The 24613-nt window shown below is 58.6% G+C and carries 20 protein-coding genes; 4 read left to right on the top strand and 16 right to left on the bottom strand.

Going from position 1 to position 24613, the window contains the following annotated elements; translation table 11 throughout:
• Positions 1 to 92 precede the first annotated feature (92 nt).
• The 3 genes from BK667_RS06175 (at position 93) to fdxA (ending at position 4327) form a co-directional block, all read left to right on the top strand.
• Complete coding sequence (locus BK667_RS06175; protein WP_123597075.1) at positions 93 to 980, top strand: methionyl-tRNA formyltransferase; 888 nt, start codon at positions 93 to 95, stop codon at positions 978 to 980.
• Between the two features lie 299 nt (positions 981 to 1279).
• Positions 1280 to 3847: a DNA mismatch repair protein MutS gene (mutS, locus tag BK667_RS06170; RefSeq protein ID WP_185058180.1), complete on the top strand. Its 2568-nt coding sequence runs from the start codon at positions 1280 to 1282 to the stop codon at positions 3845 to 3847.
• A gap of 141 nt (positions 3848 to 3988) precedes the next feature.
• Positions 3989 to 4327 (top strand): ferredoxin FdxA, encoded by a 339-nt coding sequence (fdxA, locus tag BK667_RS06165; protein WP_123511920.1) that lies wholly within the window; start codon positions 3989 to 3991, stop codon positions 4325 to 4327.
• A 461-nt stretch (positions 4328 to 4788) separates the two neighbouring features.
• Here the strand turns inward: fdxA and rpoS are convergent, their stop codons facing one another.
• The 8 genes from rpoS to BK667_RS06125 all read right to left on the bottom strand — a co-directional run bounded on the left by rpoS (position 4789) and on the right by BK667_RS06125 (position 12011).
• Entirely contained in the window at positions 4789 to 5796 is a 1008-nt protein-coding gene (rpoS, locus tag BK667_RS06160) for an RNA polymerase sigma factor RpoS (RefSeq protein ID WP_054047143.1), read from the bottom strand.
• 105 nt (positions 5797 to 5901) lie between these two features.
• Positions 5902 to 6759, bottom strand: a complete 858-nt coding sequence (locus BK667_RS06155) for a peptidoglycan DD-metalloendopeptidase family protein (protein ID WP_123597073.1) — start codon at positions 6757 to 6759, stop codon at positions 5902 to 5904.
• 211 nt (positions 6760 to 6970) lie between these two features.
• Positions 6971 to 7606 (bottom strand): protein-L-isoaspartate(D-aspartate) O-methyltransferase, encoded by a 636-nt coding sequence (locus tag BK667_RS06150; RefSeq protein ID WP_173860469.1) that lies wholly within the window; start codon positions 7604 to 7606, stop codon positions 6971 to 6973.
• 41 nt (positions 7607 to 7647) lie between these two features.
• The gene (gene surE / locus BK667_RS06145) at positions 7648 to 8397 is read right to left on the bottom strand and encodes a 5'/3'-nucleotidase SurE (RefSeq protein ID WP_123508119.1); all 750 of its coding nucleotides are present in this window, start codon (positions 8395 to 8397) and stop codon (positions 7648 to 7650) included.
• The gene (gene truD / locus BK667_RS06140) at positions 8385 to 9443 is read right to left on the bottom strand and encodes a tRNA pseudouridine(13) synthase TruD (protein ID WP_123597072.1); all 1059 of its coding nucleotides are present in this window, start codon (positions 9441 to 9443) and stop codon (positions 8385 to 8387) included. The genes surE and truD overlap by 13 nt, the downstream gene beginning before the upstream one ends.
• Positions 9440 to 9913 carry a 2-C-methyl-D-erythritol 2,4-cyclodiphosphate synthase gene (gene ispF / locus BK667_RS06135; protein WP_010462780.1) on the bottom strand — a complete coding sequence of 158 codons (474 nt, stop codon included), beginning with the start codon at positions 9911 to 9913 and terminating at the stop codon, positions 9440 to 9442. The genes truD and ispF overlap by 4 nt, the downstream gene beginning before the upstream one ends.
• Before the next feature lie 43 nt (positions 9914 to 9956).
• Entirely contained in the window at positions 9957 to 10802 is an 846-nt protein-coding gene (gene fghA / locus BK667_RS06130) for an S-formylglutathione hydrolase (protein ID WP_123597071.1), read from the bottom strand.
• A gap of 96 nt (positions 10803 to 10898) precedes the next feature.
• On the bottom strand, positions 10899 to 12011 hold the full coding sequence (locus BK667_RS06125) for an S-(hydroxymethyl)glutathione dehydrogenase/class III alcohol dehydrogenase (RefSeq protein WP_123597070.1): 1113 nt from the start codon (positions 12009 to 12011) through the stop codon (positions 10899 to 10901).
• A gap of 107 nt (positions 12012 to 12118) precedes the next feature.
• On the opposite strand from BK667_RS06125, the gene BK667_RS06120 reads away from it, so the two are divergent.
• Positions 12119 to 13015, top strand: a complete 897-nt coding sequence (locus BK667_RS06120) for a LysR family transcriptional regulator (RefSeq protein ID WP_123597069.1) — start codon at positions 12119 to 12121, stop codon at positions 13013 to 13015.
• Between the two features lie 143 nt (positions 13016 to 13158).
• On the opposite strand, the gene ispD is transcribed toward BK667_RS06120, so the two are convergent.
• From ispD to dnaE, 8 genes are all read right to left on the bottom strand, one after another.
• A complete protein-coding gene (ispD, locus tag BK667_RS06115; RefSeq protein ID WP_123597068.1) occupies positions 13159 to 13866 on the bottom strand; it encodes a 2-C-methyl-D-erythritol 4-phosphate cytidylyltransferase in 708 nt (235 codons plus the stop codon).
• Positions 13863 to 14141 carry a cell division protein FtsB gene (gene ftsB / locus BK667_RS06110; protein WP_008028992.1) on the bottom strand — a complete coding sequence of 93 codons (279 nt, stop codon included), beginning with the start codon at positions 14139 to 14141 and terminating at the stop codon, positions 13863 to 13865. Before ftsB ends, ispD begins: the two co-directional genes overlap by 4 nt.
• Positions 14142 to 14314: 173 nt before the next feature.
• Complete coding sequence (gene eno / locus BK667_RS06105) at positions 14315 to 15604, bottom strand: phosphopyruvate hydratase (RefSeq protein WP_123405778.1); 1290 nt, start codon at positions 15602 to 15604, stop codon at positions 14315 to 14317.
• A gap of 146 nt (positions 15605 to 15750) precedes the next feature.
• Complete coding sequence (kdsA, locus tag BK667_RS06100) at positions 15751 to 16596, bottom strand: 3-deoxy-8-phosphooctulonate synthase (RefSeq protein ID WP_054047163.1); 846 nt, start codon at positions 16594 to 16596, stop codon at positions 15751 to 15753.
• Positions 16597 to 16601: 5 nt separating this feature from the next.
• Positions 16602 to 18233 (bottom strand): CTP synthase, encoded by a 1632-nt coding sequence (gene pyrG, locus BK667_RS06095; protein ID WP_123508114.1) that lies wholly within the window; start codon positions 18231 to 18233, stop codon positions 16602 to 16604.
• Between the two features lie 274 nt (positions 18234 to 18507).
• Complete coding sequence (gene tilS, locus BK667_RS06090; RefSeq protein WP_123597067.1) at positions 18508 to 19836, bottom strand: tRNA lysidine(34) synthetase TilS; 1329 nt, start codon at positions 19834 to 19836, stop codon at positions 18508 to 18510.
• A gap of 152 nt (positions 19837 to 19988) precedes the next feature.
• Positions 19989 to 20936 (bottom strand): acetyl-CoA carboxylase carboxyltransferase subunit alpha, encoded by a 948-nt coding sequence (locus tag BK667_RS06085; RefSeq protein WP_123508112.1) that lies wholly within the window; start codon positions 20934 to 20936, stop codon positions 19989 to 19991.
• Between the two features lie 140 nt (positions 20937 to 21076).
• A complete protein-coding gene (gene dnaE, locus BK667_RS06080) occupies positions 21077 to 24598 on the bottom strand; it encodes a DNA polymerase III subunit alpha (RefSeq protein WP_123597066.1) in 3522 nt (1173 codons plus the stop codon).
• Between the last annotated feature and the right edge of the window lie 15 nt (positions 24599 to 24613).

Below are 24613 nucleotides of genomic sequence, written 5' to 3'. Positions count from 1 at the left end.
GCTAGCCGATGCCCATGCAGCGTTGATGGTCGCCGGAGAAGAGCATAAAAAACGGGCAAAGCCCTTAAATAGCATCAGTCGGAATAAAACACGTGAACACATCGAATCTACTGACCTTGTTTGTAATGACGGAAAAAGGGCTGACGTTCGTCGAGCAAGCAGTCTCTCAATTCAAAAACATCATTGCCGAAGTGGTCATAGGCCAGGACGGTTCGGTGCTCAATGACTACTCCCGAGAAATCGCATCCGTGTGCGATTCCGCGGGGGTCAAGTTCAGCCTTCGGAAAGACTTCTCGACAATCACCACTGAATACGCAATGGCAATTTCCTGGCGCTGGTTGATCAATCACCCACCAGAAAAGCTGATCGTTTTCCATGACTCTCTGCTGCCTAAGTATCGAGGGTTCGCGCCCCTGGTCAATGCACTGATCAATGGTGAGAGCAAGGTCGGCGTGTCTGCGATATTCGGCGCCAGCGAGTACGACCGAGGCGATATCATCCACCAAACCTCCGTGCCGATCAGCTATCCGATAACGATTGCAGAAGCAATCACAGCGGTTGGAAGTTGCTACCTGGTCTCGGGCATGGCTGTGCTGAAAACACTGGCCAGCGGTGAGCCGCTAAGAGCCGAAGTTCAAGACCATTGTCAGGCGACGTATAGCTTGTGGCGGGACGATGCAGATTATCAAATTGACTGGAGTCAATCGGCGAGCCGGATTCGACGAATGATCGATGCGGTCGGAGCCCCATACAAGGGCGCATTCTGCCTCGTTGACGGTGTCCCGGCGCGTATCCTTGCAGCCGTAGATCAAGACGATGTACAGATCGAGAACCGAACTGCCGGCAAGGTGATTTTTGTTGAGGACGGCTTGCCTGTGGTTGTGTGTGGTACCGGCCTGCTTAAGGTGACGGATTGCGTGAGCGACGAAGGAGGGAGTTCCCTGCTGCCACTTTCAAAGTTCCGCGCTCGGTTTAGCTAATCGGCAACAGCGACGCACCATCGGACATGACAGGTGCGTCGCTGGCTTTGACGGCGACAATTTAATAAGACCGATTTTCATCATTGGCAGTAGAACAAAGAGATTTGTTTCGAGCCGCTTGATTGCGCTGATTCGCGCAGACAATGCATAAAAGACGAAAGTGTGCCGCAAGGTTCAGATGCCTGCGTCTGGCAGACAGCTCATGTTAACCTTGCGCCCATCGCGGAAAAGCCGGGCCGATGCCCCTCCTTTGCCCTACACCTTTCAACGAGTTTTCCTGATTTCCGATGAATAAAGCTATCTCCGATCTGTCCTCGCACACGCCGATGATGCAGCAGTACTGGCGCCTGAAAAACCAGCACCCCGACCAGCTGATGTTCTACCGCATGGGCGACTTCTACGAGATCTTCTATGAAGATGCAAAGAAGGCCGCCAAGTTGCTGGACATCACCCTGACCGCCCGTGGGCAGTCGGCGGGCCAGGCGATTCCGATGTGTGGGATTCCTTACCACGCAGCGGAAGGTTACCTGGCGAAACTGGTCAAGCTCGGCGAGTCGGTGGTGATCTGTGAGCAGGTTGGCGACCCGGCGACCAGCAAAGGGCCGGTGGATCGTCAGGTGGTGCGGATCATCACGCCGGGGACGGTCAGTGACGAAGCGTTGCTCGATGAGCGTCGGGACAACCTGATTGCAGCGGTGCTGGGTGACGAGCGTCTGTTCGGTCTGGCGGTGCTGGACATCACCAGCGGCAACTTCACCGTGCTGGAAATCAAAGGCTGGGAAAACCTGCTGGCAGAACTGGAGCGGGTCAATCCGGTAGAGCTGATGATCCCGGACGATTGGCCGAAAGACCTGCCGGCGGAAAAACGCCGTGGGGTTCGTCGTCGGGCGCCGTGGGATTTTGAGCGCGATACGGCGCTGAAGAGTCTCTGCCAACAATTCTCGACCCAAGACCTTAAAGGCTTCGGTTGCGAGAACCTGACCCTGGCCATCGGCGCCGCCGGTTGCCTGCTCAGCTACGCCAAGGAAACCCAGCGCACCGCCCTGCCGCACTTGCGCAGCCTGCGCCATGAGCGCCTGGACGACACTGTGGTGCTGGATGGCGCGAGCCGTCGCAACCTGGAACTGGACACCAACCTGGCCGGCGGTCGCGAGAACACCTTGCAATCGGTGGTCGATCGCTGCCAGACCGCCATGGGCAGCCGCTTGTTGACCCGTTGGTTGAACCGTCCGCTGCGGGACTTGACCGTGCTGCTGGCGCGTCAGTCCTCCATTACCTGCCTGCTTGATGGCTACCGTTTTGAAAAGCTGCAACCCCAGCTTAAGGAAATCGGCGACATCGAGCGGATCCTGGCGCGGATCGGTTTACGTAACGCTCGCCCGCGTGACCTGGCCCGTCTGCGCGACGCCCTCGGTGCACTGCCCGAGTTGCAAGTGGCTATGACCGAGCTCGAAGCCCCGCACATCATCCAACTGGCCGCGACCACCAGCACCTACCCGGAACTCGCGGCGTTGCTGGAAAAAGCCATTATTGACAACCCGCCGGCGGTCATCCGTGACGGTGGCGTGTTGAAAACCGGTTACGACGCCGAGCTGGACGACTTGCAATCCCTCAGCGAAAACGCCGGGCAGTTCCTGATCGACCTCGAAGCCCGGGAGAAGGCGCGCACCGGTCTCTCGCACCTGAAAGTCGGCTACAACCGCATTCACGGTTACTTCATTGAGTTGCCGAGCAAACAAGCAGAATCGGCGCCGGCGGACTACATCCGTCGCCAAACGCTCAAGGGCGCCGAGCGTTTTATCACGCCGGAACTGAAAGCGTTCGAAGACAAGGCGCTGTCGGCCAAGAGCCGCGCCCTGGCTCGCGAGAAGATGCTTTACGAAGCGCTGCTCGAAGACCTGATCTCACAACTGCCGCCTCTGCAAGACACCGCCGCCGCACTGGCTGAGCTGGACGTGCTGAGCAACCTCGCCGAACGGGCGCTGAACCTCGACCTGAACTGCCCGCGCTTCGTCAGCGAGCCGTGCATGCGCATCAGCCAGGGTCGTCACCCGGTGGTCGAGCAAGTGCTGAGCACGCCGTTCGTGGCCAACGACCTGAGCCTCGACGACAACACGCGCATGCTGGTGATCACCGGCCCGAACATGGGCGGTAAATCCACCTACATGCGTCAGACGGCGCTGATCGTGTTGTTGGCGCACATCGGCAGTTTCGTGCCGGCGGCTAGTTGCGAATTGTCCCTGGTGGATCGCATCTTTACCCGGATCGGTTCCAGCGATGACTTGGCCGGTGGCCGTTCGACCTTCATGGTCGAGATGAGCGAGACCGCGAACATCCTGCACAATGCCACTGAGCGCAGCCTGGTGCTGATGGACGAAGTCGGTCGCGGCACCAGCACCTTCGACGGGCTGTCCCTGGCCTGGGCGGCGGCCGAGCGTCTGGCGCACCTGCGCGCCTATACGCTGTTCGCCACCCACTACTTCGAATTGACAGTGTTGCCGGAAGCCCAGCCGCTGGTGGCCAACGTCCACCTCAATGCGACCGAGCACAACGAACGCATCGTGTTCCTGCACCACGTACTGCCTGGCCCTGCCAGCCAGAGCTACGGCCTGGCGGTTGCGCAGCTGGCCGGTGTGCCGAGCGAAGTGATCGTGCGCGCCCGCGAGCACCTGGGTCGACTGGAAGCCACTGCCCTGCCCCACGAAGTGCCCAAGACCGCCAAGGGCAAACCGGCGGCGCCGCAGCAGAGCGACATGTTCGCCAGCCTGCCGCATCCAGTGCTGGATGAACTGGCCAAACTGGATCTGGACGACATGAGTCCGCGTCGTGCGCTCGAAATGCTCTATACACTAAAGACACGGATCTAACGCACTTGCCTGCAAGCTGTTAGAATCTCGCGCGGTTTGGGATGCTGCAGGCGTTTAGCCGGCCTGCAGACTATCGCTCTCGAACCTGGCGACCCCAACGTGAAGGGGCTCCGCTGCCGCCGCCTGAGGAGAAAATTAGAAATGACCTTCGTCGTCACCGACAACTGCATCAAGTGCAAGTACACCGACTGCGTAGAAGTCTGTCCGGTGGACTGCTTTTACGAAGGCCCTAACTTCCTGGTGATTCACCCGGATGAGTGCATCGACTGCGCACTGTGCGAACCAGAATGCCCGGCCGTGGCCATCTTCTCCGAAGATGAAGTCCCGGAAGACATGCAGGAATTCATTCAGCTGAACGTTGATCTGGCCGAAATCTGGCCGAACATCACCGAGAAGAAAGAATCGATGCCAGGTGCTGAAGAGTGGGATCGCGTGCTCAACAAATCTGTAGGCAGCAAGCTGAAAGACCTCGAACGCTGATTTGCCCCGCGTTCTCGAAAAGGCCCCTTGTGGGCCTTTTTGCTTTTCAGCAGGCAAAAAAAAGGGGCGGTTTGACCCGCCCACATTTTTTCCCTATTCCCTGTATTCCTTTTCATCGTCCTGATGAACCGCGTCCTGCGATGTCCTTTCCCCTCTTCCTTGAAGGGCGTGTCTATCCGTCGACACAACCCAGATACTAGAGAATTCCCCGGCATGAGCAACCGGCCTTCGCCGCCGAAATTGTCTGTCATACGCACTTAACAAAACTAAATATCTATATAAATCAGCTAGATATAACAGTAACGACGCAAAAGTAGACATCTGCCAATCTGTAAAAATAACGAACACTTACGAAAGAGTAAGCAAAATCTTACAACACGAGACTACGAACCTGAGATTTCTCCCAGGCAACAAAAAGCCCCGAACCAGTCGGGGCTTTTTGTTGCCATCTGATGAATGCTTTATTGAAACAGCGACTCACTCGACAGGCCGTTCTTCTCGAGAATTTCTCGAAGGCGCTTAAGCCCTTCCACCTGGATTTGCCTGACCCGCTCCCGGGTAAGACCGATTTCCAAGCCGACATCTTCAAGCGTGCTGCTCTCGTGACCGCGCAGGCCGAAGCGGCGTATCACCACCTCGCGTTGCTTGTCGGTCAGCTCCGAGAGCCACTGATCAATGCTCTGGGACAGGTCATCGTCCTGCAGCAGTTCGCATGGATCGGTTGGACGATCGTCAGTAAGGGTGTCCAGCAGGGTTTTATCCGAATCCGGACCCAGCGAGACGTCGACCGAAGAAACCCGCTCGTTCAGGCCCAGCATGCGCTTGACCTCGCCTACCGGTTTTTCCAGCAGGTTGGCGATTTCTTCGGGTGAAGGTTCATGATCGAGCTTTTGCGTCAGCTCCCGTGCGGCCCTCAGGTACACGTTAAGCTCTTTGACCACATGGATCGGCAACCGGATGGTCCGGGTCTGATTCATGATCGCGCGCTCGATGGTCTGACGAATCCACCAGGTTGCGTAGGTCGAAAAGCGGAAGCCGCGCTCAGGGTCGAACTTTTCCACTGCCCGGATCAACCCGAGGTTGCCCTCTTCGATCAGGTCCAGCAGCGACAACCCACGATTGACATAACGCCGGGCGATTTTCACCACCAGCCGCAGGTTACTTTCAATCATGCGTTTGCGTCCGGCCGGATCGCCACTTTGCGACAAGCGCGCAAAATGAACTTCTTCTTCCGGGGAGAGCAGCGGGGAAAAGCCGATTTCATTGAGATACAGCTGCGTGGCATCGAGTGCCCGCGTGTAGTCAATGTACTTGTGTTGCTTTAACGAAGCGGAGTGTTTGGATTTGGCACGAACGGAAGGTGGTGCAGCCCCTTCATCATTCGACATCGAATCCGTAGCGATGCCGGTCTCCATAAGGAGAACCTCATCGTCGATGTCAAACTCCGGCACTTCTTTACTGAGAGCCATTGTTATAGTCCTTTGGTGAGTTCGACCTCAAGCTCAAGCGGCGCCTTTATCCTTGGCAACGCTGGAGCCTGTTCCCTCTACGTGACGGAACAGGCTGACAACAAATCAACGACGTGGCAGGAATTGCAGCGGATCTACAGGCTTACCTTGTCGGCGAATCTCAAAATGCAGTTTCACCCGGTCTGTACCCGTTGACCCCATTTCGGCAATTGTCTGTCCGACTTTGACCTGCTGCCCCTCCCGAACCAAAAGCCTGCGGTTATGTCCGTAGGCACTGACGTAGGTATCGCTGTGTTTGATGATGACTAATTCGCCGTAGCCCCTTAAGCCACTCCCGGCGTATACCACCGTCCCATCAGACGCAGCTAAAACAGGCTGTCCCAAATCTCCGGCGATATCAATTCCTTTATTCAAACTACCGTTTGAAGAGAATTTTCCAATTAATATGCCATTAGAAGGCCATCCCCAGCCGGTCGGGGCCGGGCCTGCCGGAGGCAGTGGAGCGAGGGCCGGCTTGCTGGCGACGGACGGTGCTACCACCGTAGTACTGGTGGTTGCGCCATTCGGCTGGCGTCGGATTACCGTGGTTTTCAGCGACGACGAAGGCGTTGAATCCGCGGTGCTGGCGACCGCTGTCGGCGTTGAACCGGTACGACCATCGAAGCGAATTGTCTGACCCGGATGGATCGTATACGGCGTAGGAATATTGTTCCGGGCGGCGAGGGCTTTGTAGTCCCAACCGTATCGAAAAGCGATCGAGAACAGGGTGTCTTTAGGTCGAACGACATATTGACCCGTGGTCACTGCCGGGCGCTGGGCGACGGCATTGTTGCGGTCCACCACGCCCACGGTGCTCGACTTGGTGCTCGAGCAACCGACCAGCAACGTGCTCAAGACAAGGCCAGTCACCAGGCGCTGAAAGCTTGTTGTAACCCTACGCTGCGCAATGACTGTGAGACTCACCCGCCGCTCCCTTTGTGGTGGCTGAAAATGTGGATTGCCGTGTTTCGGCACGAAATGTCGCAAGTATAACGGGCCGTACCGGCTTTACCTTTAATGAAGCGAAATCGCTCCGCGCACACGTTTGCTGCCTGCCGATAAATCCCGTTTAACGAATCGACGCCGCTGTAAGACATGGGCAATCGAAGAGAATTCAGCGCGGCAAAACAAATGCTCAGGCCAGTGGCCCGTTGAGCAATGGCACGAAGCGCACCGCCCCCAAAACGCGCCGGGAAAAGCCCTGTTCTTCACGGATAATCAGCATCAATTGCTGGACTTCTCCAGAGCCGACCGGAATCACCAGACGCCCGCCCGGCGCCAACTGATCAAGCAGTGCCTGCGGCACGTCGGTAGCGACGGCAGTCACGATGATGCCGTTATAGGGTGCCAGTGCCGGCCAGCCTTCCCAGCCATCGCCCCAGCGGAACACCACGTTGCGCAGGTTCAGCTCGACCAGGCGTTCCTTGGCCCGGTCTTGCAACACCTTGATGCGCTCCACGGAAAACACCCGCTCCACCAGTTGCGACAGCACGGCCGTCTGATAGCCCGAGCCGGTGCCGATTTCCATGACCTTGTCCAGCGGACCGGCCTCCAGCAGCAACTCGCTCATGCGGGCCACCATATAAGGCTGGGAGATGGTCTGGTTATTGCCGATCGGCAACGCGGTGTCTTCGTAGGCCCGGTGAGCCAACGCCTCGTCGACAAACAGGTGACGCGGTGTACGGCGGATCACTTCCAGCACCTTGGCGTTGGAAATCCCCTCTTCATACAGCCGCTGGATGAGCCGCTCACGGGTTCGCTGAGAGGTCATGCCGATGCCGCGACGCAGCATATCGTCTTGTTCACGAGACATTAACGCAGCCCCTCCAGCCAGCCATCGAGACTTCTGAAGGCATCATTGAAGGTGCGATCCAGTTGTAGTGGAGTGATCGAAACAAAGCCCTGCATCACCGCATGGAAATCGGTGCCCGGGCCGCCGTCTTCGGCGTCCCCTGCGGCCGCAATCCAGTAACCGGACTTGCCTCGCGGATCGACGACTTTCATCGGCGCGGCGGCGCGGGCGCGATGCCCGAGGCGGGTCAACTGAATACCGCGGATGTGGTCCAGCGGCAAATTGGGAATATTCACGTTCAGCACCGTGCGCGGTGGCAACTGGAGGTCAGCATGGGCTTCGACCAGTTTGCGCGCAAAGTAGGCGGCTGTGGGAAGGTTCTCTGTTTGCCGTGAGACCAACGAAAAGGCAAACGAAGGACGCTCCAGGAAGCGACCTTCAAGGGCCGCTGCGACAGTGCCGGAATATAAAACGTCGTCCCCCAGGTTGGCGCCCAGGTTGATACCGGAAACCACCATGTCCGGCTGGCGCTCCAGCAAGCCGTTAAGGCCCAGGTGCACGCAATCGGTGGGTGTGCCATTGAGGCTGATAAAGCCGTTGGCCAAGGTTTGCGGGTGCAACGGACGGTCGAGCGTCAGCGAACTGCTGGCGCCACTTTTGTCCTGGTCCGGGGCGATAACCACGCACTCGGTGTAATCCGCCAGCGCAGCATAAAGCGCGGCGAGACCGGGTGCGGTTACCCCATCGTCGTTAGAAATCAGAATACGCATGGGCTGTCCGTCTGCCCCACCGGCACCAGATCGACGAGTTCGCGCACCAATACGGTGGCGAAGCATCCGGCCGGCAGGACGAATTCCAGTTGCAGAATGTCAGGCTCGGGATAATGCCACGTCAACCCACCAATGGGCAGTCGCAGGATGCGACGTTCGTGGCTCATACCGGCGTTAATCAACCAATCGCGCAAGTCTGCTTCGCGGCTGGCGATTTCCTGCTCCAGTTCATGGACAGCGCCCGTGGCCGGCGAGTCACCTTCGCCCCACTGCGGACCGGTCGGATGCAGGTCGAGAATCGCCAGGCGCGGATCGCTGCACTCAGCCTCACCGGCCGGAAAGAAGCTGCGGCTGTCGGTGAAAGCCAACAGATCGCCGACCTGGGCGCGCTGCCAGCTGCCATCGGCGACACGCGCCGCCAACACCTGATTGAATAGAAAACTGCGGGCGGTGGAGAGCAGGCGCGAACGCACATTGCGCTGCTCCGGTAACGCCTTGCGGGCCGCCCAGGCGCGGGCATCGACCACGTTGCCGCCGTCAAACCCGAAACGCTGGGCGCCGAAATAGTTGGGAATCCCTTGCTGGGTGATCAGTTGCAGACGCTCTTCGATTGCCGCCTTGTCGCCAGCAAACTGAGTCAGGCGCAAGGTGAAGCCGTTGGCCGAGTGAGCACCGCGTTGCAGCTTGCGTTTATGCCGACCGGTCTTGAGGATTTTCAGCGTGTCGTTTTCCGCTGCCGACAGATCAGGATCAGCCTTGCCCGGCAATTGCACGCTGAACCACTGGCGGGTCAGCGCCTGACGGTCCTTGAGTCCCGCGTAACTGACGGTCCGCAATGGCACGCCGGCTGCCTTCGCGATCCGGCGTGCGGCTTCTTCGGTGTTCAGACCGCGCTTTTCCACCCAGATCCACAGGTGCTCGCCATCACCACTGAGGGGAATATTGAGCACTTCATCGACCTGAAAATCTTCCGCCGTGGCTTTCAATACCGCCGTGCCCAGGGCTTCGCCATAGGCACGCGGGCCGAGCAATTGCAGTTCGTTCATGCGCGCAGCAACAAGGCAACGGAATGCACGGCAATGCCTTCTTCGCGACCGACAAAGCCAAGCTTTTCGGTGGTGGTAGCTTTCACGTTCACTTGATCCAACTCAACTTGAAGATCCGCGGCAATCAGCGCGCGCATCGATTCGATATGCGGGGCCATTTTCGGCGCCTGGGCAACGATGGTGTTATCGACGTTGCCGACTTTCCAGCCTTTGGCGTGGATCAGTGCGACGACGTGACGCAACAGCACACGGCTGTCGGCGCCCTTGAACGTTGGATCGGTGTCCGGGAAGTGCTTGCCGATATCACCCAGCGCAGCCGCGCCGAGCAAGGCATCACTCAAGGCGTGCAGCAGGACGTCACCGTCGGAGTGAGCGAGCAGCCCGAAGCCGTGTGCAATACGCACGCCGCCCAGAGTAATGAAATCGCCTTCAGCGAAACGGTGCACATCATAGCCGTGGCCAATACGCATAAAAAAACGCCCCGATTTTTGTCAGGGCGTGATTCTACCTGCATTAGAGGCCTAGAGCGCGCCCGTGATGCTGCAAGTGGTCGTCGATAAAACTGGCGATGAAGAAATAGCTGTGGTCGTAGCCCGGTTGCAGGCGCAACGTCAGCGGATGACCCGCCAGTTTCGCCGCTTGTTGCAAGGCCTCGGGCTTGAGCTGGGTGGCGAGGAAGTCATCGCGATCTCCTTGATCGACCAGCAACGGTAGTTGCTCATCGGCCTCGGCAATCAAGGCGCAGGCATCCCATTCACGCCACTTTGAACGGTCTTCACCCAAGTAGCGGGAGAAGGCCTTCTGACCCCACGGGCAATCCATCGGATTATTGATCGGTGAAAATGCCGACACCGACTGATAACGCCCCGGATTGCGCAGCGCACAGACCAGCGCGCCGTGGCCACCCATGGAGTGGCCGCTGATACCGCGCTTGTCCGATGCCGGGAAATGCGCCTCGACCAAGGCAGGCAATTCCTGCACGACATAGTCATGCATCCGGTAGTGCCGGGACCACGGTTCCTGGGTGGCGTTCAGGTAGAACCCGGCGCCGAGACCGAAGTCCCAGGCGCCATCCGGATCACCCGGTACATCGGCACCACGCGGGCTGGTGTCCGGCGCGACGATGATCAGCCCCAGTTCGGCGGCCATGCGCAGGGCGCCGGCCTTTTGCATGAAGTTTTCATCGGTGCAGGTCAGGCCGGACAGCCAGTACAGCACCGGCAACTTGCCGCCCTGTTCCGCTTGCGGCGGCAGGTACACGGCAAACGTCATGTCACAGCCGAGCACGTCGGAGCGGTGCCGGTAGCGTTTGTGCCAGCCGCCGAAGCTTTTCTGGCAGGAGATATTTTCCAAAGTCATGGGAATGCTCCCAGCTTCAAGCCCCAAGCTTTAAGCTGCTAGAGGAGGCAGAGACCCACGCTCTTGCAGCTTGAAGCTTCCAGCTTGGCGCTGCTCTTAAAAATGAATGACGGAACGGATGCTCTTGCCTTCATGCATCAGGTCGAACGCCTTGTTGATATCTTCCAGGCCCATGGTGTGGGTGATGAAGGTATCCAGCGGGATTTCACCGGCTTCGGCCATTTCCACATAGCTTGGCAACTCGGTACGACCGCGCACGCCACCGAATGCCGAACCGCGCCAGACGCGACCGGTGACCAGTTGGAACGGACGGGTGGAAATTTCCTGGCCGGCACCGGCCACGCCGATGATTACCGACTCGCCCCAACCTTTGTGGCAGCACTCAAGGGCCGCACGCATCAATTGCACGTTGCCGATGCACTCGAAGGAAAAGTCGACGCCGCCATCGGTCATGTCAACGATGACTTCCTGGATCGGACGATCGAAGTCTTTCGGGTTCACGCAGTCGGTTGCACCCAGTTGCTTGGCGATCTCGAACTTGGCCGGGTTGATGTCGATGGCAATGATCCGCGCCGCCTTGGCTTTCACCGCGCCAATCACCGCCGACAGACCGATACCGCCCAGGCCGAAGATGGCGACGGTATCACCCGGTTTTACCTTGGCAGTATTGAGCACCGCGCCGATGCCGGTGGTGACGCCGCAGCCCAGCAGGCAGACTTTTTCCAGCGGTGCTTCTTTTGCAATCTTGGCGACGGAGATTTCCGGCAACACGGTGTACTCGGAAAAAGTCGAGGTGCCCATGTAGTGGAAAATCGGCTGGCCCTTGTAGGAAAAGCGCGACGTGCCATCTGGCATCAGGCCTTTACCCTGGGTGGCGCGAATCGCTTGGCAGAGGTTGGTTTTGCCCGACAGGCAGAATTTGCACTGGCGGCATTCCGGGGTATAGAGGGGAATCACGTGGTCGCCGACGGCGACCGAAGTCACGCCTTCGCCGATGGCTTCAACCACGGCGCCGCCTTCGTGGCCGAGGATTGACGGGAAGATGCCTTCCGGATCTGCACCGGACAAGGTGTAGGCGTCGGTGTGGCAAACACCGGAAGCCACGACACGCAGCAGGACTTCACCGGCCTTCGGCATGGCGACATCGACTTCAACGATCTCGAGGGGTTTCTTGGCCTCGAAGGCAACGGCGGCGCGCGACTTGATCATGCTGACTCTCCAGTGAATAAAAACGAGACAAGGAGTGTAATACACAGCCGTACGATGAATAATCGGGGCAAATGCAAAATATTATTGCAGTACAGGGATAATCCTAAATGTCGGAAAACCGCTGGGAAGGGATCGACGAGTTTGTCGCCGTCGCCGAATGCAGCCAATTCACTGCGGCGGCTGAACGCCTTGGGGTTTCCTCCTCCCATGTCAGTCGACAAATCGTACGCCTGGAAGAGCGTCTTCAGACGCGCCTGCTGTATCGCAGCACTCGACGAGTCACTCTGACCGAGGCTGGGCAAACGTTTCTGCAACATTGCCAGCGTTTGCAGGATGGTCGCGAAGAAGCGTTGCGCGCGGTCGGCGACTTGACCAGCGAACCCAAGGGCATGCTGCGCATGACCTGCGCCGTGGCGTACGGCGAGCGCTTTATCGTGCCACTGGTGACCCGATTCATGGGGCTCTACCCGCAATTGCGCATCGATATTGAACTGAGCAATCGCCAACTCGATCTGGTGCACGAAGGTCTGGACCTGGCGATCCGCCTGGGTCGCCTGCAAGACTCACGACTGGTGGCGACACGCTTGGCACCGCGGCGCATGTACCTGTGCGCATCCCCGTCCTACCTGGAACGGTACGGTCGGCCACACAGCGTGTCGGAATTGAGCCGGCATAACTGCCTTATCGGCAGTTCGGACCTCTGGCAACTGGAACAGAACGGGCGAGAATTTTCCCAGCGGGTGCAAGGAAACTGGCGCTGCAACAGTGGGCAAGCGGTATTGGATGCGACGCTGCAAGGAGTGGGGTTGTGTCAGTTGCCGGACTATTACGTGCTGGAGCATTTGCACAGCGGCGCGTTGATTTCGCTACTGGAAGCGCATCAACCGCCGAATACGGCGGTTTGGGCGCTTTACCCACAGCAACGGCATCTGTCGCCGAAGGTGCGCAAGTTGGTGGATTATTTGAAGGAAGGGTTGGCGGAGCGGCCGGAGTATCGAAGTTAACTTATTTGTTGCCTGCACCGCCGCTATCGCGAGCAAGCTCGCTCCCACAATAGATCTATGGTGATCAGCGAAAAGTGAGCCCTACGCAGAACAAGGTGGGAGCGAGCTTGCTCGCGATGGCGGTCGAACAATCAACGAGCAATTCAGCGGCGGTTAGCCCAACGCTGACGCAACCACTCCAGATCTTCAGGGCGGGTGACCTTAAGGTTATCGGACCGACCTTCGATCAAGCGTGGCGCCAAACCTGACCATTCCATCGCCGACGCTTCATCAGTGATCACTGCATCGGCCACCAGACTGTCAGCCAACGCTCTATGCAACGCACCCAGACGAAACATCTGCGGCGTATAGGCTTGCCAGATCACGCTGCGATCCACGGTTTCAACCACACGACCGTGCTTATCAACCCGCTTCAAGGTATCGCGCGCCGGCACCGCCAACAGTCCGCCGACCGGGTCATCCGCCAGTTCACCCAACAACTTATCGAGATCGTCCCGGGCCAGATTCGGCCGTGCGGCGTCGTGCACCAACACCCAATCCTCATCATCAGCACCCAACGCATGCAAATGCAGCAACGCATTGAGCACCGAGCCGGAACGCTCCGCGCCTCCCTCGACTCGCTGAATGCGAGGGTCGGAGGCGCAAGCCAGGTTCGGCCAATAAGGATCATCGACAGCAAGACTGACCACCAACCCCTTCAGGGCCGGATGATCAAGGAAACAGCCGAGGCTGTGTTCGAGAATAGTGCGCCCGCCCAGTTGCAAGTATTGCTTGGGACGGTCTGCGGCCATACGGGCACCGACGCCCGCGGCAGGAATCACGGCCCAGAAGGCCGGTAACGACTGGATCATTGAGCCAACTGGTAAAGGGTTTCACCGTCCTTGACCATGCCCAGCTCGTGACGAGCCCGTTCTTCAACGGTCTCCATGCCTTTTTTCAACTCGCTGACTTCGGCGTCCATCACCCGATTGCGTTCCAGCAAGCCTTCATTCTCAGCGTGTTGATCCGCGATCTGCTGAGTCAGCTCGGCCACTTGCGCCAGACTGCCATTTCCCACCCACAGGCGGTACTGCAGGCCAGCCAGCAGCAGGAGCAAGACGAGGAACAACCAATTGGGACTGCGCATCGAATATCAGGTATCCAGTGAAAAAAGACAGCCATGCCAAAACTATGAAGCTTCTGATAGCACGAAGCCTGGAAGACCCAGGCTCGTGCTCTTAAGGCATCAGATTAGTGGCAAAAACGTCGCTGTAGCGATTTTTCCGACACAATCCGGTGTCTTTTTTTACCACGTACCGCTTAGCCGCGGAACTCGCTGCGACCGTTGTACTTGGCTTTGCCATTCAACTGCTCTTCGATACGCAGCAGTTGGTTGTACTTGGAAACGCGATCGGAACGGCACAGGGAGCCGGTCTTGATCTGGCCAGCCGAGGTGCCCACAGCCAGGTCGGCAATGGTCGAATCTTCGGTTTCGCCGGAGCGGTGCGAGATCACGGCGGTGTAACCAGCGGCCTTGGCCATCTGGATGGCTTCCAGGGTTTCGGTCAGGGTGCCGATCTGGTTGAACTTGATCAGGATCGAGTTGGCGATCTTTTTATCGATGCCTTCTTTCAGGATCTTGGTGTTGGTCACGAACAGGTCGTCGCCTACCAGTTGGATTTTCTCGCCGATTTTGTCGGTGAGTACTTTCCAGCCAGCCCAGTCGGACTCGTCCAGGCCATCTTCGATGGAGATGATCGGATAGCGCTCGGTCAGGCCTTTGAGGTAGTCAGCAAAACCTTCGGAGGTGAATACGTGGCCTTCGCCGGCCAGGTTGTATTTACCGTCTTCGTAGAATTCGCTGGCCGCGCAGTCCAGGGCCAGGGTCACGTCGGTGCCCAGCTTGTAACCGGCGTTGGCCACGGCTTCGGAGATCACTTTCAACGCGTCTTCGTTGGAGGCCAGGTTGGGTGCGAAACCACCTTCGTCGCCGACGGCAGTGCTCAGGCCACGGGCCTTCAGCACAGCTTTGAGGTGGTGGAAAATCTCGGTGCCCATGCGCAGGCCTTCCGAGAAAGACTTGGCGCCAACCGGCTGAACCATGAATTCCTGAATGTCGACGTTGTTATCGGCGTGCTCGCCACCGTTGATGATGTTCATCATCGGAACCGGCATCGAGTAAACACCCGGCGTGCCGTTCAGGTTGGCGATGTGAGCGTACAGCGGCAGGTCCTGGTCCTGTGCTGCTGCCTTGGCCGCAGCCAGGGAAACGGCGAGGATCGCGTTGGCGCCCAGGGATCCTTTGTTTTCAGTACCGTCGAGCTTGATCATCGCGTGATCGAGGGCTTTCTGGTCGCTTGGGTCTTTACCCAACAGCAGGTCGCGAATCGGACCGTTGATGTTGCCTACGGCTTTGAGTACGCCCTTGCCCAGGTAACGGCTCTTGTCGCCATCACGCAGCTCGAGTGCTTCACGCGAGCCAGTGGAAGCACCGGACGGCGCGCAAGCGCTACCGATGATGCCGTTATCGAGAAGCACGTCCGCTTCGACGGTGGGATTGCCACGGGAGTCGAGAACTTCACGACCTTTGATGTCGACGATTTTTGCCATTGTTGTAAACACTCCAAAGTTGACGAAACGCTCGTACTGATCGATTTATAACTTGTGGGTCGCATTGTTACATAAGACTGTTGGCTAGCGGCGCTCTCTCGGGCGCCTTCGCGAGCAAGCTCAGCTCCTACACGGAGAAATGAGGTTTACGCGGTTTCTACCGTCGGAAAACTCTTAACCAGTTCGTCCAAAGCTTTGAGCTGGGCCAGGAATGGCTCCAGTTTGTCCAGACGCAAGGCGCAAGGGCCGTCGCATTTGGCGTTGTCCGGGTCCGGGTGGGCTTCGAGGAACAAACCCGCCAGGGACTGGCTGATACCAGCCTTGGCCAGATCGGTCACCTGGGCGCGACGACCGCCAGCGGAATCGGAGCGACCGCCAGGCATTTGTAGCGAATGGGTCACGTCGAAGAACACCGGGTATTCGAACTGCTTCATGATGCCGAAGCCAAGCATGTCGACGACCAGGTTGTTGTAGCCGAAGCTCGACCCGCGTTCGCAAAGGATCAACTGATCGTTACCCGCTTCCACGCACTTGCTCAGGATGTGTTTCATCTCGTGCGGTGCAAGGAACTGGGCTTTCTTGATGTTGATCACTGCGCCGGTCTTGGCCATCGCGACCACGAGGTCGGTCTGGCGCGACAGGAAGGCTGGCAACTGGATGATGTCGCAGACTTCAGCGACGACCGCGGCCTGTTCAGGCTCGTGGACGTCGGTGATGATCGGCACGCCGAAGGCTTGTTTGATGTCCTGGAAAATCCGCATGCCCTCTTCCAGGCCAGGGCCACGGTAAGAGGTCACGGAGGAACGGTTAGCCTTGTCGAAGCTGGCCTTGAACACGTAAGGGATACCGAGTTTCTCGGTCACTTTTACGTACTCTTCGCAGACCTGCATCGCCATGTCGCGGCTTTCCAGCACGTTCATGCCACCGAAAAGCACCATTGGCTTGTCGTTGGCAATCTCGATATCGCCTACACGGATGATCTTCTGCGCCATCGGATTTATGCCTTCTTCTGGTGTTGAGTCAGCGCTGCTTTGACGAAACCGGTGAACAACGGGTGACCGTCGCGCGGGGTCGAGGTGAACTCAGGGTGGAATTGGCAAGCGACGAACCAAGGATGATCCGGGGCTTCAACCACTTCAACCAGCGCGCCATCACCGGAACGACCGGAGATTTTCAGGCCGGCTTCCATGATCTGCGGCAGCAGGTTGTTGTTCACTTCGTAGCGATGACGGTGACGCTCGACGATCACGTCTTTTGCGTAGCAATCGTGAACCAGCGAACCCGGCTCCAGCAGGCAATCCTGTGCGCCAAGGCGCATGGTGCCGCCCAGGTCGGACGCTTCGGTACGGGTTTCGACGGCGCCGGTGGCATCTTCCCACTCGGTGATCAGACCCACTACCGGATGACCGCTGGTGCGATCGAACTCGGTGGAGTTGGCGTCTTTCCATCCCAGCACGTTACGAGCGAACTCGATCACGGCCACTTGCATCCCCAGGCAGATGCCCAGGTACGGAACCTTGTTTTCGCGAGCGAATTGAACGGCAGTGATCTTGCCTTCCACGCCACGCAGACCGAAGCCGCCCGGTACGAGGATCGCGTCGACACCTTCCAGCAGTGCAGTGCCCTGGTTTTCGATGTCTTCGGAATCGATGTAGCGCAGGTTGACCTTGGTGCGGTTGCTGATGCCGGCGTGACTCATCGCTTCGATCAGCGACTTGTAGGCGTCCAGCAGTTCCATGTACTTGCCGACCATGGCGATGGTGACTTCGTGCTCAGGGTTGAGCTTGGCGTCGACCACGGCTTCCCACTCGGACAGATCAGCGCCGCCACATTGCAGGCCGAAACGCTCGACGACAAAATCATCCAGGCCCTGGGAGTGCAGGATGCCCGGGATCTTGTAGATGGTGTCGGCGTCTTCCAGTGCAATCACCGCGCGTTCTTCAACGTTGGTGAACTGGGCGATCTTGCGACGGGACGAGATGTCGATCGGGTGGTCGGAGCGGCAGACCAGCACGTCAGGTTGCAGGCCGATGGAACGCAGTTCCTTGACCGAGTGCTGGGTTGGCTTGGTTTTGGTTTCGCCGGCAGTGGCGATGTACGGCACCAACGTCAGGTGCATCAGCATCGCGCGCTTGGCGCCGACTTCGAAACGCAATTGACGGATCGCTTCGAGGAACGGTTGCGACTCGATGTCACCCACGGTCCCACCGATCTCGACCATGGCCACGTCGGCATCGCCGGCGCCCTTGATGATCCGGCGCTTGATTTCGTCGGTGATGTGCGGGATCACCTGGATGGTGGCGCCCAGGTAATCACCACGGCGCTCTTTGCGCAGCACGTGTTCGTAGACACGGCCGGTGGTGAAGTTGTTGTTCTGGGTCATGGTCGTGCGGATGAACCGCTCGTAGTGACCCAGGTCCAGGTCGGTCTCGGCGCCGTCGTGGGTGACGAACACTTCACCGTGCTGGAACGGGCTCATGGTGCCCGGGTCAACGTTGATGTACGGGTCCAGCTTCAGCATGGTGACCTTAAGTCCCCGCGCCTCCAGGATGGCCGCCAATGAAGCCGAGGCAATGCCTTTCCCCAATGAAGAAACAACACCGCCCGTGACGAATATGTAGCGCGTCATGAAAAACCCTAGAAGTCTGCGTTAAAGCGGTCCGAGCCGCCGGGGAAAGCGAAGGAAGGCCGAAGCCCCCGATCACCTGCATTAATCACAGTGCATCTTTCAAAAAAACCGCCGCGTTGGGACAGACCGGGAGATGAAACACCGGTGCGTTGCTCGCTACACATTTTTTGGAATCGCCCAGCAAAGACTGCTTGGTAATCGGCAACTCCTGCAATTCAGGCGAATCCACAGAAGTTGTATCAAGAAGGGAGCGTAGTCTACCGGAAAGCCCCTTTCAGCTCAAACCTTGATCTTCGGTCGGCGGCTGCCAATGTAAATTCCAGCCGTCCCGTACGCTGCCGTTTAACCCCTGCAACCCCGCCACAGCCAGCAATTGCTCACCGCAATAGAGCAGCGGCAATCTGCCACGGGCAAACAACGGTACGCCTCTTTCATTAAGCAAACGCTTCAAGTCGCGGTGACCACGTTCAGGCAAACTCATGATTTCACCGCCTTCACGATAGCGGATATGCAGCGGGCCATCGGGGACTTGGCCGGTCATTGAGAGCTGGCCATTATCGAGCAACGCCAGTGGCAACGTAGGATCAGCCCAGCGTCCGGCCACCGGTGGCGTGCGCAACCATGGACCGGACAGCCACCAGATACGCCCGCTCGCCCTGTGCAGCTCACCCTCCGCCAGCCGCCAGATCGGACGGGCATCGCCAGTGGCATCGCGAAGATCTTCCCAACCCGACCAATGGTCGCTATCGGGCAGGCGAGTCCGTGTTTTCAACCAATAACTCAGGACATTGCGTTGACGCGCGGCGGATAGCTTTTCCAGGACGGCCAAGTTCAGGGACGGCAAGCCCAGCCAATCGAAATCGCTGCGACTGCCCGCCTCTACCAGATCAATCTGCGCCAACTCATCGAGCAACTCTTGGGCTTCGCGCAGATGCGCCGCGCTGCGGGCCATGGTTGCCTGCGCCTGCGGCCAGCGTTCGGTCAACACCGGGAACACCTGATGGCGCAGGTAATTGCGCGAAAACTGCCGATCCTCATTCGAGGGGTCTTCGATCCAGCTCAATTGATGCAACGCGGCATACGCCTCAAGTTCCGCCCGAGTGACCTCCAGCAGCGGCCGAAGCAAATGCCCCTGCCCCAAGACACGTTCGCCAGGCATCCCCGACAGACCTCTCACCCCTGCCCCGCGCAACAGCCGAAACAACAGGGTTTCGGCCTGATCGTCGCGGTGCTGTGCAGTCAGCAGCACGTCATTGGCGTGAGTCGCCGCGATGAAGGCGCCATAACGCGCATCCCGGGCGGCACGCTCAAGGCTGGCGCCGGGTTGAACCTGAACACGGACGACCTCCAGCGGCACACCGAGGGCGTCACAGACTGACCGGCAATGTTCCGGCCACGCATCAGCCGCAGCCTGGAGGCCGTGATGCACATGGATAGCGCTGAGCGCCGGCAGGGATTCTGTTTTGGCGAGGTGTGCGAGGAGGTGCAGCAGGACGGTGGAGTCGAGACCACCGGAGAAGGCGATGCGCCAGGTGCTAGCGGTACGCCAAGGGGCAAGGTTCAGAACAAGCCTGGCAGTTAGATCAATCTTCGGAGGATTCATAGACGTCTATCGCTTCACGTAAACCCAATGTGGGAGCGAGCCTGCTCGCGAAGGCTGCGTAACATCCAACACATTTGTTGAATGTTATACCGCTTTCGCGAGCAGGCTCGCTCCCACAATGGTTTTGCGTCGTTTGCCGAAGCAGCGATCGATCAGAGACCGTAGCTCATCAGACGCTCGTAACGACGCTTGAGCAGCGCTTCGTTGTCGAACTTCTTCAGCATCGCCAGTTGCGAGCTCAGCTCGGCGCGGATCGAGGCAGCGGCAGTAGCCGGGTCACGGTGGGCGCCGCCCAACGGCTCGCCAATCACTTTGTCGACGATGCCCAGACCTTTCAGGCGCTCGGCGGTGATGCCCATGGCTTCAGCGGCATCCGGGGCTTTCTCGGCGGTTTTCCACAGGATCGAAGCGCAACCTTCCGGCGAAATCACCGCGTAGGTCGAGTACTGCAACATGTTCAACTGATCGCAAACACCGATGGCCAACGCACCGCCGGAACCACCTTCACCAATCACGGTGGCGATGATCGGGGTCTTCAGGCGTGCCATGACGCGCAGGTTCCAGGCAATCGCTTCGCTCTGGTTACGCTCTTCAGCGTCGATGCCAGGGTAAGCACCCGGGGTGTCGATGAAGGTCAGGATCGGCATTTTGAAACGTTCGGCCATTTCCATCAGACGGCAGGCCTTGCGGTAACCTTCCGGACGCGGCATGCCGAAGTTGCGGCGAACCTTCTCGCGTACTTCGCGGCCTTTCTGGTGACCGATGATCATTACCGGCTGGTCATCCAGACGGGCGATACCACCCACGATGGCGGCGTCGTCGGAGAAGTGACGGTCACCGTGCAGTTCGTCGAACTCGGTGAAGATGTGTTCGATGTAGTCCAGGGTGTATGGACGTTTCGGGTGACGCGCCAGACGCGCGATCTGCCAGCTGGTCAGCTTGCCGAAAATGTCTTCGGTCAGCGTGCTGCTTTTGTCCTGCAGGCGGGAGATCTCATCGCCGATATTCAGCGAATTGTCATTACCGACCAAGCGCAACTCTTCGATCTTGGCTTGCAGGTCGGCGATCGGCTGTTCGAAATCTAGAAAATTCGGGTTCATAGGCGTCCGTCTTGGGTCGACATCCAAGAGAGCTTGGGCCGGCCGGTTGTCTATTCGCGCCCTACCTTAAGGGAGAGGCGCGTTCAGGTCGAGATTAAAAATTCAGGTCGAGATCAGGCCCTTTCAATAGAGCCTGACCGTCAACGGTATTGGAGGAAGACGTTGTCTCGCCCGAACTGGTCACGCAGGGCTTGAATCAAGGCATCCGCCGGGTCGATCCGCCAGGTCTCGCCGAACTGCAGCAAGGCCTTCGCATCAGGACTGGTGTACTCCATGGTGATCGGGCACGCGCCGCGGTGACGCTTGAACAGCTCACCGAGCCAGCGTAGCTGATCGCCTTTTAGATCCTGGGTATGCAGCTTCAGGCGCAGGCTTTCAGCCAGGTTGGTGCGCGCATCTTCCATGCTCATCACGCGCTTGACCCGCAGGCGCAAGCCACCGGAGAAGTCATCGTTGCTGACTTCACCTTCGACCACCACCATCGCGTCAGTCTGCAACAGCGACTGTGCGGAATGGAACGCCTCGGCAAACAGCGACGCTTCGATCCGGCCCGAGCGGTCGTCAAGGGTGATGAACCCCATCTTGTCGCCCTTTTTATTCTTCATCACCCGCAACGCGATGATCATGCCGGCGACGGTTTGGGTATCCCGCGCCGGCTTCAGGTCGATGATGCGCTGGCGGGCGAAGCGACGGATCTCGCCTTCGTACTCGTCGATCGGGTGACCGGTCAGGTACAGGCCCAGAGTGTCTTTCTCCCCTTTCAGGCGTTCCTTGAGGGTCAGTTCCTTGGCCTTGCGGTTATTGGCGTAGACATCGGCGTCTTCTTCGACGAACAGACCGCCAAACAGGTCAACGTGTCCGCTGTCTTTGGTACGCAGGGTTTGTTCGGCAGCCTTGATCGCCCCTTCCATGGCATTGAGCAAGACCGCGCGGTTACGGTCGATGTTGGCCTGGTAGGCTTTCTGCTCGTCATGGAAGTAAGGCCCCAAACGATCCAGCGCACCGCTGCGGATCAAACCGTCGAGGGTGCGCTTGTTGATGCGTTTGAGATCGACCCGCGCGCAGAAGTCGAACAGATCCTTGAACGGACCGGCCTGACGCGCCTCGGTGATCGCTTCCACCGGACCTTCGCCCACACCTTTGATCGCGCCCAGGCCGTAGATAATCCGGCCTTCCTCATTCACCGTGAACTTGAATTCCGAAGTATTCACATCCGGCGCGTCGAGACGCAGCTTCATGGTGCGAATTTCTTCGATCAAGGTCACGACCTTGTCGGTGTTGTGCATATCCGCCGACAGTACCGCGGCCATGAACGGCGCCGGGTAGTGGGTTTTCAGCCATGCCGTCTGGTAGGACACCAGACCGTAAGCGGCGGAGTGAGACTTGTTGAAGCCGTAACCGGCGAATTTTTCTACCAGGTCGAAAATGTTACCGGCCAGGTCGGCGTCGATATTGTTGGTGGCGCAACCCTCAATGAAACCGCCGCGTTGCTTGGCCATTTCTTCGGGTTTTTTCTTACCCATGGCTCGTCGCAGCATGTCCGCACCACCGAGGGTGTAACCGGCCATGACCTGGGCAATCTGCATCACCTGTTCCTGATACAGGATGATGCCGTAAGTCGGCGCCAATACGGGCTTGAGGCCTTCGTACTGGTAGTCCGAGTGCGGGTACGCCAGTTCGGCGCGACCGTGCTTACGGTTGATAAAGTCGTCAACCATGCCGGACTGCAGCGGGCCCGGACGGAACAGGGCCACCAGTGCGATCAAATCTTCCAGGCAGTCGGGCTTGAGCTTTTTAATCAGCTCTTTCATGCCCCGGGACTCAAGCTGGAATACCGCAGTGGTTTCAGCTTTTTGCAGCAGGGTGTAAGTCGGTTTGTCGTCCAGCGGGATAAACGCGATGTCCAGCGGCGGCTGATCAACCTTGGCGCGATCACGGTTGATGGTTTTCAGCGCCCAGTCGATAACCGTCAGGGTCCGCAGACCGAGGAAGTCGAACTTCACCAGACCGGCGGCCTCAACGTCGTCCTTGTCGAACTGGGTGACCAGACCATCACCGGCCTCATCGCAATAGATCGGCGAGAAGTCAGTCAGTTTGGTCGGGGCGATAACCACACCACCGGCGTGCTTACCGACGTTACGCACAACGCCTTCAAGCTTGCGGGCCATTTCCCAGATTTCCGCGGCCTCTTCATCGACCTTGATGAAGTCACGCAGGATTTCTTCCTGTTCGTAGGCTTTTTCCAGGGTCATGCCGACTTCGAACGGAATCATCTTGGACAGACGATCCGCCAAACCGTAGGACTTGCCCTGCACCCGCGCCACGTCGCGGACCACCGCTTTCGCGGCCATGGAACCGAAGGTGATGATCTGGCTGACCGCGTTGCGACCGTATTTTTCGGCTACGTATTCAATAACCCGGTCACGCCCGTCCATGCAGAAGTCGACGTCGAAGTCGGGCATCGATACCCGTTCCGGGTTAAGGAAACGTTCGAACAGCAGGTCATATTCCAGCGGATCGAGGTCGGTGATCTTCTGCACATAGGCCACCAGCGACCCGGCACCCGACCCCCGGCCCGGACCTACCGGCACGCCATTACTCTTGGCCCACTGGATAAAGTCCATCACGATCAGGAAGTAACCGGGGAAGCCCATCTGGATAATGATATCCAGCTCGAAATTCAACCGATCGACGTAGACCTGGCGCTTGGCTTCGTAGTCTTCGGTGGTGTCTTTGGGCAGCAGAACGCTCAAGCGCTCTTCCAGGCCATCGAAGGACACCTTGCGGAAATACTCGTCGATGGTCATGCCATCAGGGATCGGGAAGTTGGGCAGGAAGTGTTTGCCCAGCTTCACTTCGATGTTGCAGCGCTTGGCAATCTCGACGGTGTTTTCCAGCGCCTCGGGAATGTCGCTGAACAGCTCGGCCATTTCATCGGCACTTTTGAGGTATTGCTGATCGCTGTAGTTTTTCGAACGCCGCGGATCGTCGAGGGCGCGGCCCTCACCGATACAAACGCGGGTTTCGTGGGCTTCGAAGTCTTCCTGCTTGATGAAGCGCACGTCGTTGGTCGCCACCAGCGGTGCGCCGATTTTCTCGGCCAGGGCCACGGCGCCGTGCAATTGCTCTTCGTCGTTGGGGCGATTGGTGCGCTGGATTTCCAGATAGAAGCGATCCGGGAACACCGCCATCCACTCGCGGGCCAGGGTTTCGGCTTCGGCGGGGTTGCCGCCGAGCATGGCCAGGCCGATCTCGCCCTCTTTCGCCGCCGACAGCATGATCAAGCCTTCGCTGGCTTCGGCCACCCACTCGCGCTCGATGATGATTGAGCCATTGCGCTGGCCGTCGATGAAGCCACGGGAGATCAGTTCGGTGAGGTTGCGATAACCCACGGCGTTCATCGCCAGCAGGCTGATCCGGCTCAGTGGGTTGTCCGGGTCTTTGTTCGACAGCCACAGGTCGGCGCCGCAAATTGGCTTGATGCCTGCGCCCATGGAAGCTTTATAGAATTTGACCAGGGAACACATGTTGTTCTGGTCAGTGACCGCCACGGCAGGCATGTTCATGCCGACCAGGGTCTTGACCAGCGGTTTGATCCGCACCAGACCGTCGACCAGGGAATATTCAGTGTGCAGGCGTAGGTGAACGAATGAAGCCGGCATAGTGATCCTGCGTTA

The sequence above is a fragment of the Pseudomonas frederiksbergensis genome, assembly GCF_003732705.1.
In the GTDB taxonomy this organism is placed as follows: domain Bacteria; phylum Pseudomonadota; class Gammaproteobacteria; order Pseudomonadales; family Pseudomonadaceae; genus Aquipseudomonas; species Aquipseudomonas frederiksbergensis_F.
Note: the sequence above shows the minus strand (reverse complement) of the source record. Positions and strands in the feature narration are given on the sequence as shown.